Source organism: Rhizobium sp. CCGE531 (assembly GCF_003627795.1).
GTDB lineage: Bacteria > Pseudomonadota > Alphaproteobacteria > Rhizobiales > Rhizobiaceae > Rhizobium.
This window is the reverse complement of sequence record NZ_CP032685.1, coordinates 977108-992919: the sequence shown is the minus strand read 5'-3', so window position 1 is coordinate 992919 and position 15812 is coordinate 977108. Positions and strand designations below refer to the sequence as shown.

At 58.6% G+C, this 15812-nt stretch carries 17 protein-coding genes; 10 read left to right on the top strand and 7 right to left on the bottom strand.

The window, feature by feature from the left end; genetic code table 11:
- Positions 1 to 56: 56 nt before the first annotated feature.
- Positions 57 to 826 (bottom strand): IS5 family transposase gene (locus CCGE531_RS24105; RefSeq protein WP_120663716.1). Its coding sequence is split into 2 segments (ribosomal slippage): positions 57 to 512 and positions 515 to 826, totalling 768 coding nucleotides; the frame shifts between segments, so codons are not numbered across the junction.
- A gap of 163 nt (positions 827 to 989) precedes the next feature.
- Positions 990 to 1448, bottom strand: a complete 459-nt coding sequence (locus CCGE531_RS24100; RefSeq protein ID WP_120668450.1) for a DUF1801 domain-containing protein — start codon at positions 1446 to 1448, stop codon at positions 990 to 992.
- A gap of 123 nt (positions 1449 to 1571) precedes the next feature.
- On the opposite strand from CCGE531_RS24100, the gene greA reads away from it, so the two are divergent.
- Positions 1572 to 2054 (top strand): transcription elongation factor GreA, encoded by a 483-nt coding sequence (greA, locus tag CCGE531_RS24095; protein WP_120669396.1) that lies wholly within the window; start codon positions 1572 to 1574, stop codon positions 2052 to 2054.
- A 94-nt stretch (positions 2055 to 2148) separates the two neighbouring features.
- Positions 2149 to 2918, top strand: a protein-coding gene (locus CCGE531_RS24090; protein WP_120663716.1) for an IS5 family transposase whose coding sequence is annotated in 2 segments (ribosomal slippage) — positions 2149 to 2460 and positions 2463 to 2918 — 768 coding nt in all. Because the reading frame shifts where the segments join, the coding sequence is not laid out codon by codon here.
- A gap of 185 nt (positions 2919 to 3103) precedes the next feature.
- Here CCGE531_RS24090 and CCGE531_RS24085 read toward each other — a convergent pair.
- Complete coding sequence (locus CCGE531_RS24085; protein ID WP_120669394.1) at positions 3104 to 3985, bottom strand: LysR family transcriptional regulator; 882 nt, start codon at positions 3983 to 3985, stop codon at positions 3104 to 3106.
- Between the two features lie 177 nt (positions 3986 to 4162).
- On the opposite strand from CCGE531_RS24085, the gene CCGE531_RS24080 reads away from it, so the two are divergent.
- The 4 genes from CCGE531_RS24080 to CCGE531_RS24065 all read left to right on the top strand — a co-directional run bounded on the left by CCGE531_RS24080 (position 4163) and on the right by CCGE531_RS24065 (position 7315).
- The gene (locus CCGE531_RS24080; protein ID WP_120669392.1) at positions 4163 to 4531 is read left to right on the top strand and encodes a nuclear transport factor 2 family protein; all 369 of its coding nucleotides are present in this window, start codon (positions 4163 to 4165) and stop codon (positions 4529 to 4531) included.
- Positions 4532 to 4613: 82 nt separating this feature from the next.
- Positions 4614 to 5393, top strand: a complete 780-nt coding sequence (locus CCGE531_RS24075; RefSeq protein WP_120668449.1) for an MBL fold metallo-hydrolase — start codon at positions 4614 to 4616, stop codon at positions 5391 to 5393.
- A 248-nt stretch (positions 5394 to 5641) separates the two neighbouring features.
- A complete protein-coding gene (phnF, locus tag CCGE531_RS24070; protein WP_120668447.1) occupies positions 5642 to 6400 on the top strand; it encodes a phosphonate metabolism transcriptional regulator PhnF in 759 nt (252 codons plus the stop codon).
- A gap of 102 nt (positions 6401 to 6502) precedes the next feature.
- Positions 6503 to 7315, top strand: coding sequence for a class I SAM-dependent methyltransferase (locus tag CCGE531_RS24065; RefSeq protein ID WP_120668445.1), 813 nt, complete (start codon positions 6503 to 6505; stop codon positions 7313 to 7315).
- Between the two features lie 136 nt (positions 7316 to 7451).
- Here the strand turns inward: CCGE531_RS24065 and CCGE531_RS24060 are convergent, their stop codons facing one another.
- Positions 7452 to 8099, bottom strand: coding sequence for a VTT domain-containing protein (locus tag CCGE531_RS24060; RefSeq protein ID WP_120668443.1), 648 nt, complete (start codon positions 8097 to 8099; stop codon positions 7452 to 7454).
- Positions 8096 to 8728: a methyltransferase domain-containing protein gene (locus CCGE531_RS24055; RefSeq protein WP_245459283.1), complete on the bottom strand. Its 633-nt coding sequence runs from the start codon at positions 8726 to 8728 to the stop codon at positions 8096 to 8098. Before CCGE531_RS24055 ends, CCGE531_RS24060 begins: the two co-directional genes overlap by 4 nt.
- A gap of 251 nt (positions 8729 to 8979) precedes the next feature.
- Between CCGE531_RS24055 and CCGE531_RS24050 the strand changes: the two genes are divergently transcribed.
- From CCGE531_RS24050 to CCGE531_RS24040, 3 genes are all read left to right on the top strand, one after another.
- Complete coding sequence (locus CCGE531_RS24050; protein WP_120668439.1) at positions 8980 to 9654, top strand: response regulator transcription factor; 675 nt, start codon at positions 8980 to 8982, stop codon at positions 9652 to 9654.
- Positions 9654 to 11030: a HAMP domain-containing sensor histidine kinase gene (locus CCGE531_RS24045; protein ID WP_120668437.1), complete on the top strand. Its 1377-nt coding sequence runs from the start codon at positions 9654 to 9656 to the stop codon at positions 11028 to 11030. The genes CCGE531_RS24050 and CCGE531_RS24045 overlap by 1 nt, the downstream gene beginning before the upstream one ends.
- A 253-nt stretch (positions 11031 to 11283) precedes the next feature.
- Complete coding sequence (locus CCGE531_RS24040; protein WP_245459281.1) at positions 11284 to 12447, top strand: acyltransferase; 1164 nt, start codon at positions 11284 to 11286, stop codon at positions 12445 to 12447.
- Between the two features lie 29 nt (positions 12448 to 12476).
- On the opposite strand, the gene CCGE531_RS24035 is transcribed toward CCGE531_RS24040, so the two are convergent.
- Positions 12477 to 13403: a cation transporter gene (locus tag CCGE531_RS24035; RefSeq protein ID WP_120668435.1), complete on the bottom strand. Its 927-nt coding sequence runs from the start codon at positions 13401 to 13403 to the stop codon at positions 12477 to 12479.
- 148 nt (positions 13404 to 13551) lie between these two features.
- Entirely contained in the window at positions 13552 to 14433 is an 882-nt protein-coding gene (locus CCGE531_RS24030) for an AraC family transcriptional regulator (protein WP_245459280.1), read from the bottom strand.
- A 122-nt stretch (positions 14434 to 14555) separates the two neighbouring features.
- Between CCGE531_RS24030 and CCGE531_RS24025 the strand changes: the two genes are divergently transcribed.
- Positions 14556 to 15788 carry a cytochrome P450 gene (locus CCGE531_RS24025; RefSeq protein WP_120669386.1) on the top strand — a complete coding sequence of 411 codons (1233 nt, stop codon included), beginning with the start codon at positions 14556 to 14558 and terminating at the stop codon, positions 15786 to 15788.
- The last annotated feature ends 24 nt before the right edge of the window (positions 15789 to 15812 follow it).

Genomic DNA, 15812 nt, shown 5'->3' with positions numbered 1-15812 from the left:
TTTATGGGCAAAGCTCGCGAAAGCGGTGATTTGCATCCATCACTATTGGTTGAAGACTAGGTCACCGACTCATAAGATCGTAGCCAGATACGAATTGAGGCGAGCTGGATAGATGCGAGGAAGTTGTCGTCGCGTTTGTCATATCGTGTTGCGATGGCCCGGAAGTGTTTGAGTTTGTTGAAGAACCGCTCGACAGCGTTGCGTTGTTTGTAGAGCCGTGAGCTGAAGGCAGGAATATTGACCCTGTTTGGCATGGGACGGATACAGCCCCATGCTCCACGTGCTTTGAGGTCTTGTCGCAGCCTGTCGCTATCATAAGCGCGATCAGCCAGAAGTATTTGACCGGGCCCGATGGTCGCAAACATATCGGTCGCCGAGCGTCCGTCATGGGCCTGTCCGGCTGTCAGCTTTAAGCGGATCGGTCGGCCATCGGCATCGACAAGAGCATGGATTTTGGTTGTCAGCCCGCCGCGCGAGCGACCCATGCAACCGGATCGCTCGTCTTTTTTTGACCGTTGGCAGCATGTTGGTGAACGCGGATCGACGAGCTGTCGATCATCTGGATGTCGCCATCGTAAGCTTCTGATATTGCATCGAGAATACGTGCCCAATGCCCCGCGTGACGCCATCGGTTAAAGCGGTTGACACAGGTCGTATAAGGGCCATAGCGCGCGGGAATATCCGCCCACGGCGCACCAGTTCTCAGCCGCCAGAAGATCCCATTCAATACGCGTCGGTCATCAACGCGGGCCTTACCACGAACCTTTGTCGGCAGAAGGGGTTCGATCACCGACCATTCGAAATCCGTCAAATCAAAGCGCGCCATCTCTGCCTCCAAGCCTGACAGACAGAGAATCACAAATCATTCAAATCCAAAACTATTTTATGGGTATGTGACCTAGTCGAATTGAGGGCTGTTGCAACAGTCGCTTCGGATTTTGCGCTTGTCGTTCGGAGCGGTTTGCCGTCGCTCTTTAGTCTGCGGAGACCTACATGCGCTCACCGGGCAGCCGGCTTGCCTGCGTCACCCAATCGGTAAACTGCGCTTCGTCCAGCGTGTCGCCTTCATTGATATTGAGGTAGCGCGTTTCCTTGCTTTTCGAATCTCCGGGCGGGATCGGATGGATCGATGCGCCGCGAAAGAACGCGACTTTGACGTGTTTCGTGAAGCAATGGATGCCCAGGAACCAGCCATCGCCGTCCAAGCCATAGAGTGGCGAATTCCATTTGACCGCCTTTCGAACGTCGGGGACGGCTTGGACGACGAGCGCATCGATCCGGCGTCCGACCTCGCTCTTCCAGCCCGACATGGCGGCAATATAGGCTTGCACCGGCGCGTCACCGTCGCCCTTGGCGATCTGCGGATTGCCGCCTGAAAGCAGTCTCGGTTCCGATGCCGCCTGCTTGGACGGTGTCTTTGTCGGCGACTTGGGCTTTCGATCGGCCATTGCATTTCTCCAAGCTTGCTATCTGGTCTATAGTATAGGGCTGATTTGCCGATCAGCTCCATCGTCAAGGCCGAGCGGTTGGAGATATCGAAAGAGTACAAAGCATCGAAATGGAGTTTGAAATTGAGCACGGCGTTCATGAAGGAAGAAAGTGCCGAAGCGGCAGCGGAAACCGTGCTGCCCGAGCGGCCCATTTCTGCGCATCCGAACCTCGTCACGGAGGCCGGGCTGAAGGCTCTGGAACTGCAGCTTCAGGAAGCGCGAAACGCGTATGACACGGCAAATGCCATAGAAGACATCAATGAACGTCGGCGACAGACTGCCATTCCGTTGCGCGATGCACGCTATTTCGCGGAAAGGGTTCGAACGGCCGAGGTCGTCGCGGCTCCCGGCTCGTTTGACATCGTCGCCTTCGGGAGCATGGTGACCTATAGCCGGGAAGACGGCCGCGTGCAGAAATATCGCATCGTCGGAGAGGATGAAGCCGATCCCAGGGCGGGATCGATTTCATATGTTTCACCCGTTGCAAGGTTGCTGATGGGAAAGAAGGTTGGCGATGTCGTCAACCTTGGCAAGGAGGAGCTGGAGATCATCGTGATCGAATAGCTTCCGTCTCCTTTCACACTAGGTCACATACCCATAAAATAGTTTTGGATTTGAATGATTTGTGATTCTCTGTCTGTCAGGCTTGGAGGCAGAGATGGCGCGCTTTGATTTGACGGATTTCGAATGGTCGGTGATCGAACCCCTTCTGCCGACAAAGGTTCGTGGTAAGGCCCGCGTTGATGACCGACGCGTATTGAATGGGATCTTCTGGCGGCTGAGAACTGGTGCGCCGTGGGCGGATATTCCCGCGCGCTATGGCCCTTATACGACCTGTGTCAACCGCTTTAACCGATGGCGTCACGCGGGGCATTGGGCACGTATTCTCGATGCAATATCAGAAGCTTACGATGGCGACATCCAGATGATCGACAGCTCGTCGATCCGCGTTCACCAACATGCTGCCAACGGTCAAAAAAAGACGAGCGATCCGGTTGCATGGGTCGCTCGCGCGGCGGGCTGACAACCAAAATCCATGCTCTTGTCGATGCCGATGGCCGACCGATCCGCTTAAAGCTGACAGCCGGACAGGCCCATGACGGACGCTCGGCGACCGATATGTTTGCGACCATCGGGCCCGGTCAAATACTTCTGGCTGATCGCGCTTATGATAGCGACAGGCTGCGACAAGACCTCAAAGCACGTGGAGCATGGGGCTGTATCCGTCCCATGCCAAACAGGGTCAATATTCCTGCCTTCAGCTCACGGCTCTACAAACAACGCAACGCTGTCGAGCGGTTCTTCAACAAACTCAAACACTTCCGGGCCATCGCAACACGATATGACAAACGCGACGACAACTTCCTCGCATCTATCCAGCTCGCCTCAATTCGTATCTGGCTACGATCTTATGAGTCGGTGACCTAATCCGAAATACCGATTTTGCGCTGCTCAGATACCGGAAATCGGTATCTGGTGAAGCACCCGACTACAGCAACGGCGCCGCAGTTTGTAGACGCGACTCCCTTCAAAATCCAGGTCCGAGAGGAGTGCCGGTTCGACCCTGGCCACCCGCACCACCTTTAAATCGATCCCGCGTATCGGCCCGTTTTTTAAGAGCATCGCAGGGCGTTTACCAGCGCAGCAAGCGCAGCGGGCTGATGCTGGCGACTGGGGTAATACATGAAGAAGCCGGGAACAGGGGGCGTCCAATTCTCCAGCACTCGAATGAGGCTGTGCTCGGCAACATGCTCCATAACCTGCTCTTCATATGCGAGCCCAAGGCCGGCTCCGGTGAGCGCCGCCTGAATCACGAGGTTGGTATCGTCGATTATGAGCGGGCCGTTCACACCGATTGTGATCGCCTTGCGTCCCTGCTCGAACTGCCACCGATACGGACCGTTCGGGAGACGCAGGTTTAGACATCGATGATCATTTAGATCCTTGGGCTTCCGAGGAATGCTTCGTGACGCGAAATAGCCGGGCGATCCCACCACCGCCAAACGCAACTCCTGCGAGACGCGCACCGCAATCATATCCTTTTGAACATACTCGCCGAGTTGAATACCGGCATCAAACTCGCCCGCGACGATGTCGACGGGACCAGTGACGGTAACAACGTCAAGAACGACGTCGGGGTAAGCCTCGGCGAATGCGGTGAGCCTCGGCAACAATACCATCACCGCAGCCGACCGTGACATCACAATTCTAAGGCGTCCCGCGGGTCGGTGGCGAACGCTTCGGGCTTTGTCCAGCGCACGAGTAATTTGCTCAAGCGCCGGAGACAGGTCCTTCAAAAGAGCTGCGCCTGCAGCGGTTGGCGCTACACTCTTGGTAGTCCGGGCAAGAAGCTGGATCTCGAGTTGCTGCTCAAGTTTCCGGATCGTGTGGCTCAGGGCGGACTGGGAGACGCCCAGCTTCACCGCGGCGCGTGTAAAGCTTCGCTCACTGGCGACGATTGCAAACGTAGCGAGTTCATCCAGGTAATTTCCCATCATTTATGAATATCAATCATGACTCAATCCTGTCAAACGTATCTTTTCTCATAAGTGCCTTTGCCCTAGATTTGACCAACAAGCTGATGCGAGTCGACTTCTCTACGCTTCCGCCTCTCCGGGGCTCGGCACGGAATTGCGGCGCGTATGATAGTTGGACCTAACAACGAGGTGAGCATGGATACCGATGTTTGCGCTTTGCGCACCCTGGCGCAGACCTATTTTGACGCCGCCTATGAAATGGATGCTGAGAAATTTGCGTCCATATTTCATTCCTTGAGCTCCGTGACGAAGGTCGCCGACGACGGCGACGTGGGCGTGACGCCGATTGCGACGTGGTTAGCAGTCGTGCGTAATACCAAAGCTCCAAAACAGCAGGGCGTGGAGCGTGACGACGAGATCCTATTAATTGACGTCGAAAGAGACCTCGCGCTTCTGAAGGTGAAATTGCAGGTACCGCCGCGCCACTTCACGGACCTATTGTCATGCTTGAAGGTCAACGGAACCTGGAAGATCGTTCAGAAGGTGATGACTTCGAAAACGTAACGGCTTCAGTGCGGCAATAGAAAATTGAAACACCCGGCTTGGCAGGTTACCCGTGAAATTTCTGTCTCAAAGCGCCAACATCATGGCTTGTGCTTCGGGATCGTCGAAGGTTTGGTCGCTTTCCGACGGATATGTCGACCTGCCGGCCCAATTGCTCAGATATCCGAACGGCAAAATATCTACGCAGATAGTATCGCCTCGGCGGGAAGAGTCGCTCGTTCGCCTGTCGGTCAACTGCTTCCTGCTCGATCGCTCTGGCAGCGAGCGCGTTTTGATAGATTGTGGAGCCGGGGCAAGCTGGGACCCGTCCATGGGCCACCTCGAGGAGGCTATGTGCGAGGCAGGCATCGACACATCGTCCATCACGATGGTCGCGCTCACCCATGCCCATGGCGACCACATCAACGGTCTTCTTACGCCTGACGGGCGGCGAGCATTTGGAAACTTAAACAAGATCGTGATTGCGGAGGACGCCGTTGAGGATTTCCTCGCCGAGCCACGACTGGCGGATTTTCGGCCACTCCTGGCCCCGATCAGCGGAGGAGACCGGCTGGACGATCATTTGCTGGCGGTGGCGATACCCGGGCATGCTCCGGGCCATATGGGTTATCTCCTCAGCACTGGCGAGGACGATATTTTATTCTGCGGCGACGTGATCCACGTTCCTGCTGCACAGTTTGCCCGTCCCGAGCTTACCTGGGCCTATGACGCCGACGAGTCCATAGCGAGGGCTAGCCGGATCAAGCTGCTCCAAGATGCAGCGGCTGCACACACGTGGCTTGCCGGCGCTCACCTGGGACGACCAGGCATCGGTAGAATAGTCGAGGAGGGGCACGGATATGAGTTCATTTCGGCCATGTAGTCGCCAGTTGCCGAATTGACTTTGTACATCATGCTCCGCTGCAGCAACGCGCGGGCGCGCATTCATTCGGATATTTATGCAGCGATGACGAATGATACCCAAGGAGAACTTGGCTAAACGCCAAAGCCCGATGGTGAAATTGGCTTCAGGCACTGTTTATCGGATCTCGATCATCAGGTAGAGATTGAAAAACGATGCTGTAGGATCTTCGACATTCGAATGAGATGGCTAGATTCGGAAGGGCGGGCATGGAAAAAAAATTGCTGCACGGGCAGTGGCAACAGGTCGAGAGCGATATTGCCGAGGATATTCTGACCGGCCGGCTGTCACCAAAGGCGCAGCTTCCAACTGAATCCGACCTGATGGAGCGCTTCGGCGTCGGGCGCCACACCATACGGCGCGCCATTTCCCGTCTTGAAAGCCGGGGGCTCGTGCTGGTCGAGCAGGGGCGTGGGACCTTTGTCAGGGATAGCCGTCTCGACTACCGCCTGTCGGAGCGCACGCGCTTTTCCCAGAACCTGCTCGATCAGGGCAGGGAGCCGCTTGGGCAGGCCATTCATGAAGAGGTGGTTCCAGCCTCAGAGATGATCGCGGAGGCCTTGCGGCTTCCCCATGGCGAGCCGGTCTACCATATCGTCCGGCGCGGCTTTGCCGACGAGGAGCCGATCAACTATTCGCATGCCTATTACCCTGTGCGCCGTTTTCCGGGCTTCGATGAGGCGCGGCGCAGCGGACGGAGCGTAACCGTCATTCTGGCCGAATATGGTATCCCCGACTATATCCGCCTGCGCACCGACATCATCGTCCGTCTGCCGACGAGCGAGGAGGCGAAGCAGCTCCGCCAGTCCATGGCGCAGCCGGTGGCTGTGTCGAGAAAGGTGGACGTCGATCTCAAAGGCACGCCGATCTCCTATTCCGAATCTGTATGGCCGGGCGAGCGCGTGCAATTCTCGATCGACAATACCAGCCAGCTTCTGGACGTGCTTGCGCGCGGTGATGCGGGCTGAGCAGGCGCGGCTCCCGCGCTGCGTCTCTCGGAGAGACCGAATGACGCGTCATCTGCAATATGCTATCCTCGCGAGCCAATAAGCGCGCTGCGGGTGATGGCGATGTTGGAGACGGACAAGGTATTTGCTGGCTCGATTCCGGAAAATTACGACCGCTATATGGTGCCGCTGATTTTCGAACCTTACGCCGCAGATCTTGCACGGCGGGCAGCGTCCCTGGCGCCGACCGCCGTTCTCGAAATTGCCGCAGGCACCGGGGCCGTCACCCGCGTCTTGGCGCCCAAGCTGTCCCCCGATGCACGCTATGTCGTCACCGACCTCAATCAGCCGATGCTCGATTATGCCGCTTCGCGGCAGGCTCCCGACAGCCGCATCTCATGGCGGCAGGCAGACGCCATGATGCTGCCGTTTGACGATGCGTCTTTCGATCTCGTCTGCTGCCAGTTCGGTGCCATGTTCTTTCCCGACCGTTCCGCTGCGTATCGCGAAGCAAAGCGTGTTCTGAAGCTTGGAGGGCATTTCCTGTTCAACGTCTGGGATCGCCTTGAGGAGAACATCTTCGCCGATGACGTGACGAACGCGCTGGCCCGGATTTTCCCGAACGATCCGCCGCGTTTTCTGGCACGCACCCCACATGGCTACCACGATGTGGAGCGGATTCGCAGCGATCTCGAGAATGCCGGTTTCTCCGATGTGGTGATCGAAACGAGAGCCGAACAAAGCCGTGCATCCTCGCCACGCCTTCCGGCCGTTGCCTATTGCCAGGGAACGCTTCTTCGCAATGAAATCGAGGCCAGGGAAGCGGAAAGTCTGGAGGCTGCAACCGACTACGCCGCATCCGCGATCGCTGACAGACATGGCAATGGCGAAGTTGCCGCCAAAATTCAAGCGCATATAATTTTAGCCACGGCCTAACGTGCCTGGAACGTGACGCCGAAAAGTGTAAACGGTTTCCGGACGACATCATGCTCTACCTATTTGATTCCAGCGCGGATTCAGATTTTAGGATCATTCGATCCAAAATCATCCAGCGCCAAGGGATATCAGTCGGTCAGGGCGGCAGCGGCGTCCGCGTTCGGCCTTTGACGGTCTTGTTCCTGATGCCCACGATGAATAAGACCACGCCCTCGGCCGCAATGATCGCCATAGCGGTCCACAAGCCGATCTGTGTTATGTCTCTTCCGCTGCGGCGCAGGGCATAGCCGAGGCACTGGAAGGACCCATTCCACATCAAGCAACCAAGCGAGGTCGCCGCCAGGAAGGTTCGGGGGTCAAGCCGCAAAGCGCCGGCCGGCAGGGCCAGATAGATCCTGACCGCGGGAATGACCTGACCAGACAGCGTTACCCAGAAATGGTTGCGGCGGTAAGTACCGGCCAGCCGATCGTAGAAGGATAGCTTTAGCAATAGGTATCCGCCATAGCGAGCGACAACCCGACGCACCCTTCGCGGCCCGAATACCCAACCAATGCCATACCAGCCAAGCCCGCCAGTGACGGAACCAGCCGTCACTGCAGCAATGGACAAGCCGAGCGCAAGAAGATCCGGCATCATCAAGCCGAGAAGCATGAGAAGGATATAGGATGGAAAAAGTGGGACAAATTTCTCCATGATGGCGAGACAGAAAATGCCAGCCAGCCCAAAGCTCGTGAATAGTGTGACGGTGCCGGGAGCTTGCGCCACCAGTTCCTGAGCCGTCATGCGGGTTGCAATCCAGCCAGCTCGGCATGTTTCGGGACTTTGCAATCCGCCGCCCTGGAGATCCGGTAGACGGAAGCCGGCGGCAAGTTCCAGATCGTTCCGCCGATCCGCGCTTCTTTGAGTTTCAAGTGACCCAGAACCTGATCCGGCACCGGACAGCGCGGGCCGTAGGTGATCTGATGAAATGCGCCGCCGGGCCTGAGATTTTTGAAGGCCCCACCTAAAATAGCGCGGATTTCGCGCGACCGCATGGCACGAAAACCCAATCCGCTGACGACCGCACCGAATGAGGTGCCTTTGAACAGGTCCGCCTCGCCGATCCGCGTCGCGTCCAAACGGAGCACGCGCGCCTTGGGGAAGCGCCTTTGCAAAAGTTCGGCGAAATCGGCGTTAAGCTCGACCAGCGTAAGATCGTCCTCACGCACGCCACGCGCCAGGAGCGAATAAGTGAAGGAGCCGGTGCCAGGCCCCAGTTCCATGACCGGGCCGGTGGTTGCCCCAATGCCTTGGGTCATTAACGCCGAGACGCGCGGGCCTGACGGGGTAACCGCCGAAATGGCGCGCGGGTTACGAAGCCAGGCAAGAAGGAACGAGGCGGCATCAGTGATGTACATGATGACCGTCCTCAATCGGGGAACGACGATCGGCCGCTAGGCGGCTAGGGGTAACGAGCATTGGTTCGTCCTTTCGAGATGAGCAAGCGAGGTCTTACACACCCAGATTGAGAGAACCTGTCATCTTGAAGGACTTCAAAAAAGCCGCACGCGCCGTTCGACGCCGGAAACGAGGGCAATGAGGCGATCTTTGCAAGGTTATCTCAATGCAGCGATGCTAGCACTTGAATGCCCTATCGATGCGGGCGGGGGATGGAGTTTACTGAATGCGTGTGCTTTTGGTCGAAGACGAGCGCCCAATGGCTCTTGTCCTGCGCAACGGGTTGGCTCGTCATGGTATGGTTGTGGACGACGTGGCGAGCCTGTCGGAGGCAGAGGCCGCCCTTCACGACGATATTTACGATGTCGTTGTGCTGGACCGTCGGCTGCCTGATGGGGATGGCCTCTCGCTGGTCAAGTTGCTGCGCGTCAGGGGCAATGTCGTGCCTGTACTGGTGCTGACCGCGAAGGGTGACCTGGCTGACCGGGTCGCCGGACTGGACAGCGGCGCGGATGACTATCTCGGCAAGCCCTTTGCCTTCGATGAGCTTCTGGCCCGATTGCGGGCGATCTTGCGTCGGCCGGTTCATCTGCAGCCCGACATCGTCAGTCTCGGTCGCTTGTCTTTCGATTTCGTCCATCGTGAGGCAAACGTACAAGGCGCCCATCTGCGCATGCCGCGTCGGGAATTGCTGGTGCTTGAAGCGCTGATGCGGCGCATGGGCCGCATGGTGCTGCGCGAAACCTTGATGGAAGCCGTCTTCGGCATGAACGACGAAATCGAGTCAAATGCACTCGATACCCATATCTCACGCGTTCGTCGCAAACTCGCCGATGCACAGGCCGGCATCACCATCGACGGCATCCGTGGCGTCGGCTATCTCCTCCGCGAGACGGCGTGATGCGACAGCCTTCGCTGAAATGGCTGCTCGTCAGCAGGCTGGTGACACTGCAGGCGGGCATGATTGCGGTTGTCCTTCTCATGGTCATTGCGACGGTCTGGAGTACCGGCTACCTGCTTGACGACTATGAAGGTGGCAGCCTCGATGTGCTGGCCGAAGCGATTGAGCGCGACGCAGCTGGTGGATTGGTACTGCGAGAGACGCCGGATCTCGTTCATCTTCGCGCCAAGGCACCGGACCTGTGGTTCACGATCCGCGACCCGGAGGGGCGCCGGCTACAAGCGGGCAACATTCCTATTGCCTATCTACCGCTGGTCGCAGTGCTCGGCCAACTCAGCGACGCCCGGCTGAGCGACCGACCTGAATTGGCCGGAAAACCCGATGCGGTGATCAAATGGGTCGAAAGCCCTGCCGGGAGGGTCCAGATTCTGACGGGTACGAAAGGGCAGATGTCCGCGCAGCGGCTTGCAAGGGGTATTTCAGGCGGGTTCCTCTTGGTGATACTGCCTGTCATCGTGCTGATGGCGCTGGCGACGTCGCTGGCCACTCCACTGGTGGTACGCCGGGCGCTCACCGGTCTAGGCCGGACTGTAGCGCAAGCCGTCCACATCGAATTCGACAAGCGTGGCGTCCGACTGCAGGTGAGCGATGTGCCCATCGAAATCAGCGGACTTGTCAGTGCGGTCAACGATGCACTACGCCGCCTGGATGCGGGCTATGAGCGACATCAGCATTTTCTGGCCCAGGCAGCCCATGAACTGCGCACGCCGATTGCCATCCTGAACGCGCGCGTTTCCGCACTCCCCGCCGGCACCGACAAGCGCGACCTGCTGGAGGACGCGGCGCGGCTGACGACACTCGCCGGTCAACTTCTCGACCTTCAGCGCCTCGACCAGAAGCGGAACCATTTTCTGCCGGTGAATCTAGTCGCGATGGCCAAGCAGGTGCTGTTCGACCTCGGCCCGCTGGCGCTTGGTGCCGGCTATGACGTAGCCTTCGAGCGGGAATGCGATGAGATAGTGGTGACGGGCGATCAGACGTCATTGGAACGAGCGCTGACGAATCTAGTTCAAAACGCCATAGACCATGGCGGACGCCAAGGAACGATTACGGTACGCGTCGCAAAAAGCGACTCCATCGAAGTCTGCGACGAGGGCAACGGCATTGCGAGGGATGAACATGAGCAGATTTTTGAGCCCTTCAATCGCCTGGGACCTGATGGCCGTGGCGCCGGTCTGGGACTTAATCTGGTTCGGGAAATTATGCAGCTCCACGGCGGCAGCGTCGCCGTGGTTAATGCCGGCTCCAAAGGCGCCTGCCTGAGAATGTCGTTTCCCTTGGACTGGGTTGCCGATTGCACCGCGCGACCGGCCTGAGAGTTGGTCAGCAAATGATTCACGATCAAGCCCCTAAATGCAGAGCCAATGGCATCGATGCTCCCTTCGGTCGGGAGGAGCGGGTAACGTCAAGAAATATGACTAGTTGGGCACCGGTGCCAACATCTGCAAGCTTAACTGAAGAATAACCATGATTTAAAGCAGGGCCGCCGATTTATGCGCGTGGCGACGAGTTGTTATATTGTCTAGCGTCATAAATGGAGATCCAAGACGATATTTACTGAGATTTCCGGTGTGGTTTTATAGGGAAATACTTGAGGGTCCGGCTGCCGGCAGTGATGTTGGCAAGTCATCCCGCCTGCTGTCGAATCTTCAGGTGCTGCGCGCGCTCGCCGCTTTGTCCGTTGTCGTTGCTCACGCCTTGCACGAGACCGAGATGCTGGCCGGGGCGACAGGGCGGGCAGCGGTCGATGGCTCCGGATGGAATCTCGGTTTCGGGGTGGACATATTCTTCGTCCTCTCCGGCTTCATCATGACCCATACGGCCGCGTCGGAGTTCGGCAAGAGTGGTGCTCCGCTGCGTTTCTTCCTGCGGCGCTGCGCCCGCGTGATCCCGCTCTACTGGCTGTTGACGAGCCTCTTGCTTATCGGCGCGCTCGTAGCACCCTCGCTGCTGGCCGTTCCCATCGGCTCCGTGTCCCATGTTCTGGCATCTTATTTCTTCATTCCGTCCGGGCGCGGCGGCGATGAGATCAGGCCGGTGCTCGCGCTCGCCTGGACGCTGAACTACGAGATGCTGTTCTACGTGTTCTTCGCGGCTGCACTCCTGCTGCCGATAAGGCTGGGTATCGTCTGGCTGTCGGTGCTGATGGCAGGCATGGCGCTTGTCGGAAGGCTTATCGATCCGGGCCATGTCCAGATAGCCTTCTGGACGAACCCCATCATTCTGGAGTTCCTCTTCGGCGTCTATGTCGCCTTGATCTTTCGCAGCGGCGTGAGGATCGGCAGCGCAGCAGCGCTCGGGCTCATGGCCATAGGCCTTCTCGGTTTCGTACGCATCTCTTCGCCCTGGGACGATGCGGCCCTGCCGCAGTTCCTGCGAAGCGGCCTGCCTGCGGCGCTATTCGTTCTTGCGGCCGCAATCGGCCCCGTCTTGCCTCAGGGGAAGCTCGTCCTATGGGGCGTCGCCCTGGGCGATGCCTCCTATAGCCTCTATCTTGCCCATCCCTTTATCCTGCGGCCAATGCGGGCCATCTGGGCGAAGGCGCTCGGCGGAGCTCTTCCTCTCGGCCTGTTCGTCATATTCGCCACGCTCGCTGCTGCCTTGTTTTCCCTGCTGCTCTTCAGAGCTGTTGAGAAACCGTTTACGAGCCGCATCCAACGCCTCGTGCTTCGCTCGGGGCGGAAGCGTATACCAACTGGCACGCTCCCGGCGGTAGACACCGAGAGTGCCTAAGCAAAGTTGCAAGACCTCCGCCCCATCGCTCAGTCGGCCCATTCCGGATCGGTCGTGAAGGCGATCGTCAGCCAACGGTCCGGCCCTTCGTCGCCGATCGTCTCGCCGATCTCGTCGCGAATATGGTCCCATTCCTCCAGCCTCTTCGCCGGTCCGTTCGGTGGCACGATGAAATAGAGCTCGATCTGCTTGCCGCGGCCGACGCGTGCGACATAGGAGCGATAGGATTCGAAATCGTAGCGTCGGACGATGTCGGTGGCGACGCGATCGACATGTTCCCGCAGATCGGAAGGCGTCACGAGCAGGATATCGGCAAAGGCCTGCTTGATCGTGCCGATCGGCATGGGAATGACGATGAGGCAAACCAGAGCCAGAGCAACCGGATCGACATAGGGCGACATCCATTCCAGGCTCGTCCCCTGAATGAAAAAGCCGAAGATGAAGGCGAGCAGCAGCGCCCCGCTCAAGCAGCCCGTCATCACCCAGGCCTTGGCGTCGAGTGCAATGAAACTGGATCCGAGCGTCTCGTTCGCACGTTTGCCATAGACAGCCATCAGGAAGGCGATGATCATGGTCAGCACCGCGTAGATGATGGCTTGATCGAAGGAGAGATGCCGGCCGCCGGCCATGATGCTGCCGATCGCGTTGATCAGGGCATAGACCGCGGCCCCCGTCAAAAGCACGCCATTGAGGCCGAGCACCATGGGTTCGAGATGCCAGAAGCCCATGGTGAAATGCTTGGCGAACCTGCCGCCGGACGCGGTGTTCGTTGCGGAGGACACGATTAGGCTGGAGACGATCAGCGCAACGATCGTCATGCTCGCATCCGTGAGCGCATAGACGCCGTCGAAGACGATCGCGTAGGAGCCGGAGAGAAGACCGAAGACAATGCCGGCGACCGCCAGAACGAACGTCACGATAATGGAGATGCGCAGGACGCTTTGTTCGGTTGTCACTTTTCAATCTCCGGCGAGGGACGCGATTGCGTTTCAGATAATTTTGCTTGCTCGCCGGACTTTTATCGTGTCATCTTGTCCAAGCCAATCCGGGCTAACCATAGCAAAAGAGCTTCTTCTTTACGCGGAGGCAAAATGCGTTGTTCGATCAGGGTTCGCGCGGCCGAGTGCTCTGACCCTGCCGCTTGAATTCGCTTGGCGTGACGCCGACCAGCTTCTTGAAGTCGCGGGCGAAGTGGAACGGGTCGGGATAGCCGCATTGGGCGGCGATCCTGCCGATCTGCTCCTCCGTCACGACAAGCAATCGCTTCGCGGCGTTCACGCGCTCGTGGCGGAGCCAATCGAGAGGCGTCGTCCCCATTCTCTGACGGAAGCGGCGAAACAACTGCGCCTGGCTCAGATTGGCGGCAATGGCAAGCTCACCCACCGTCCAGGGACGCGTAAGGTCGGCGCGGACCAATTCCACGACCCGCTGCAATCGTTGAACCGCGCCGCTCAGCTCGCCATGTTCCGCGCGCTCGGAAACCAGAAGCGAGATCAATTGCGCGAGCAGGGCGAAACATCGGCTGTCCGAGAGGAAACTGCCCGTCTCCACTTCCTGGAGGATGCTTTCGAACAGCGCCTGCGGATCGCGCGGGCTTGAAATGCCAAAGACCGGGTTGGCAATCACGCCCAGGCTGTCGAACAGGGTATCGAGCCCGTGCCCGGCGAACCCCAGCCAGAGATAGGACCAATGCGAATGGTGCGGCTCGCAGCGATGCGAATACAGCATCGAGGAATCCAGCCAGGCGATCGTCCCTTCGTGCAAGAGGCTTGAGAGACCGTTGACCTGCAACAGGCCTTTTCCGCTGAGGGTGAGGACGAGTGTGTGCTGGTTGAAACGATGGGCGATCGGCATTTCCGCAGGCGTGCAGATGCGCCGCCCGGCGGCGAGAAGCGCAAAGGGGAGGGCGCGGGACAGCCTGCCCGGCGTCTGAAAGAAGACGTCGTCCTGAGGGGAAATATCGCCTGAGCTTGCTTCATCGGTCATGCCGTCAGGTCTTATTCGGAGATGAGAGTTTTATCCATATGGCTGCGGTTCGCATCCATGTCTTTTCACTGTTCGAGGCTGTAATCTGCGGCCGATGAACCAGAATGGACGAGGTCCTGAGCATGTCGACGGCAACCCCAGCATTTGATCCGCTCTCGCAAGCCTTCACGGACGACCCCTATGGCTCCTACCGCGAACTGCGCGCCAGCCCAGGCCTGGTCTATTACGAGCATTTCGACATATGGTTGCTGTCGCGCTATCAGGATGTCGCCGCTGCCGCCGGCGACAAGACGCTCGTGCGCTCGCTCGAATTCTTTCTCTCCCCGGAAGAGATAGAGGAACGAAAGGTCCGGCAGAACTGGCACGACATGCCGAACCATTCGCGCTTCGTACAATTCAGCCTGCTGGATTCCGACGGCGAAACCCATGACCGGCTGCGCCGCAAGGTGTTTCGTGAATTCACGCCCGCGCTCGTCGCTCGCCAGCGAGGGATGATACAGGATTTCGTCGATCGGCTGCTCGATCGTCTCCTGCAAGCCGGCACGATCGATTTCGTCGAGGATCTTGCCTCGCAGGTTCCGGGCCACATCATCGGCTCGGTTCTCGGCGTGCCGGAGGAATATGCCGGGCAGCTGCGCAAATGGTCGGAAGAGGTCGTGCAATATTTCGACGTCGATCGCAGTGCTGAACGCAAGGCGCTCGCCGAGCGTGCCACGACGGAATTCTACGAGCTGCTCAAGGAGCTCATCGCCGACCGCATGCGCAACCCGCGCGACGATCTTCTCTGTCGGCTGACCGAGGCGCATGTCGCCGGCGAGCTGAGCGAAGACGAGCTCGTTTCCACCTGTATGCTGATCCTGATGGCCGGCCATGGCTCGACGATCGACGTGCTCGGCAGCGGCATGCATGCCCTCATGCGATATGCCGATGCGCTGGCCAAGCTCAGGGAAACGCCGGGCCTCATGTCGACCGCCATCCAGGAGATGTTCCGCTTCGAGTCGCCGCTGCCATTCTTTCATCGCTACCTCACGGAAGAGAAGGTGATCGCCGGCGAGCGACTGCCGAGAGGCGCGAAGGTCGGCCTGCTGTATGGTGCGGCCAATCGCGATCCCGAACAATTCGAGGCGCCCGATCGGTTCAATGTCGAGCGCAATCCCAATCGGCACCTGGCATTCGGTGGCGGCGCCCATTTCTGTCTTGGCAATCATCTTGCCCGGCTGGATATGGAGATCATCTTCTCGACGCTCTTGCAGCGGACCCGTTCCATCGAACTGCTGGATGAAAGCCCCGCCTACAAGCGCGGGCTGTCGGTGCGCGGCCCGCAACGCCTCGACATCAAGCTCGCTGCCGCATGACCGGTTTTGCCGAAAGCATGGAGA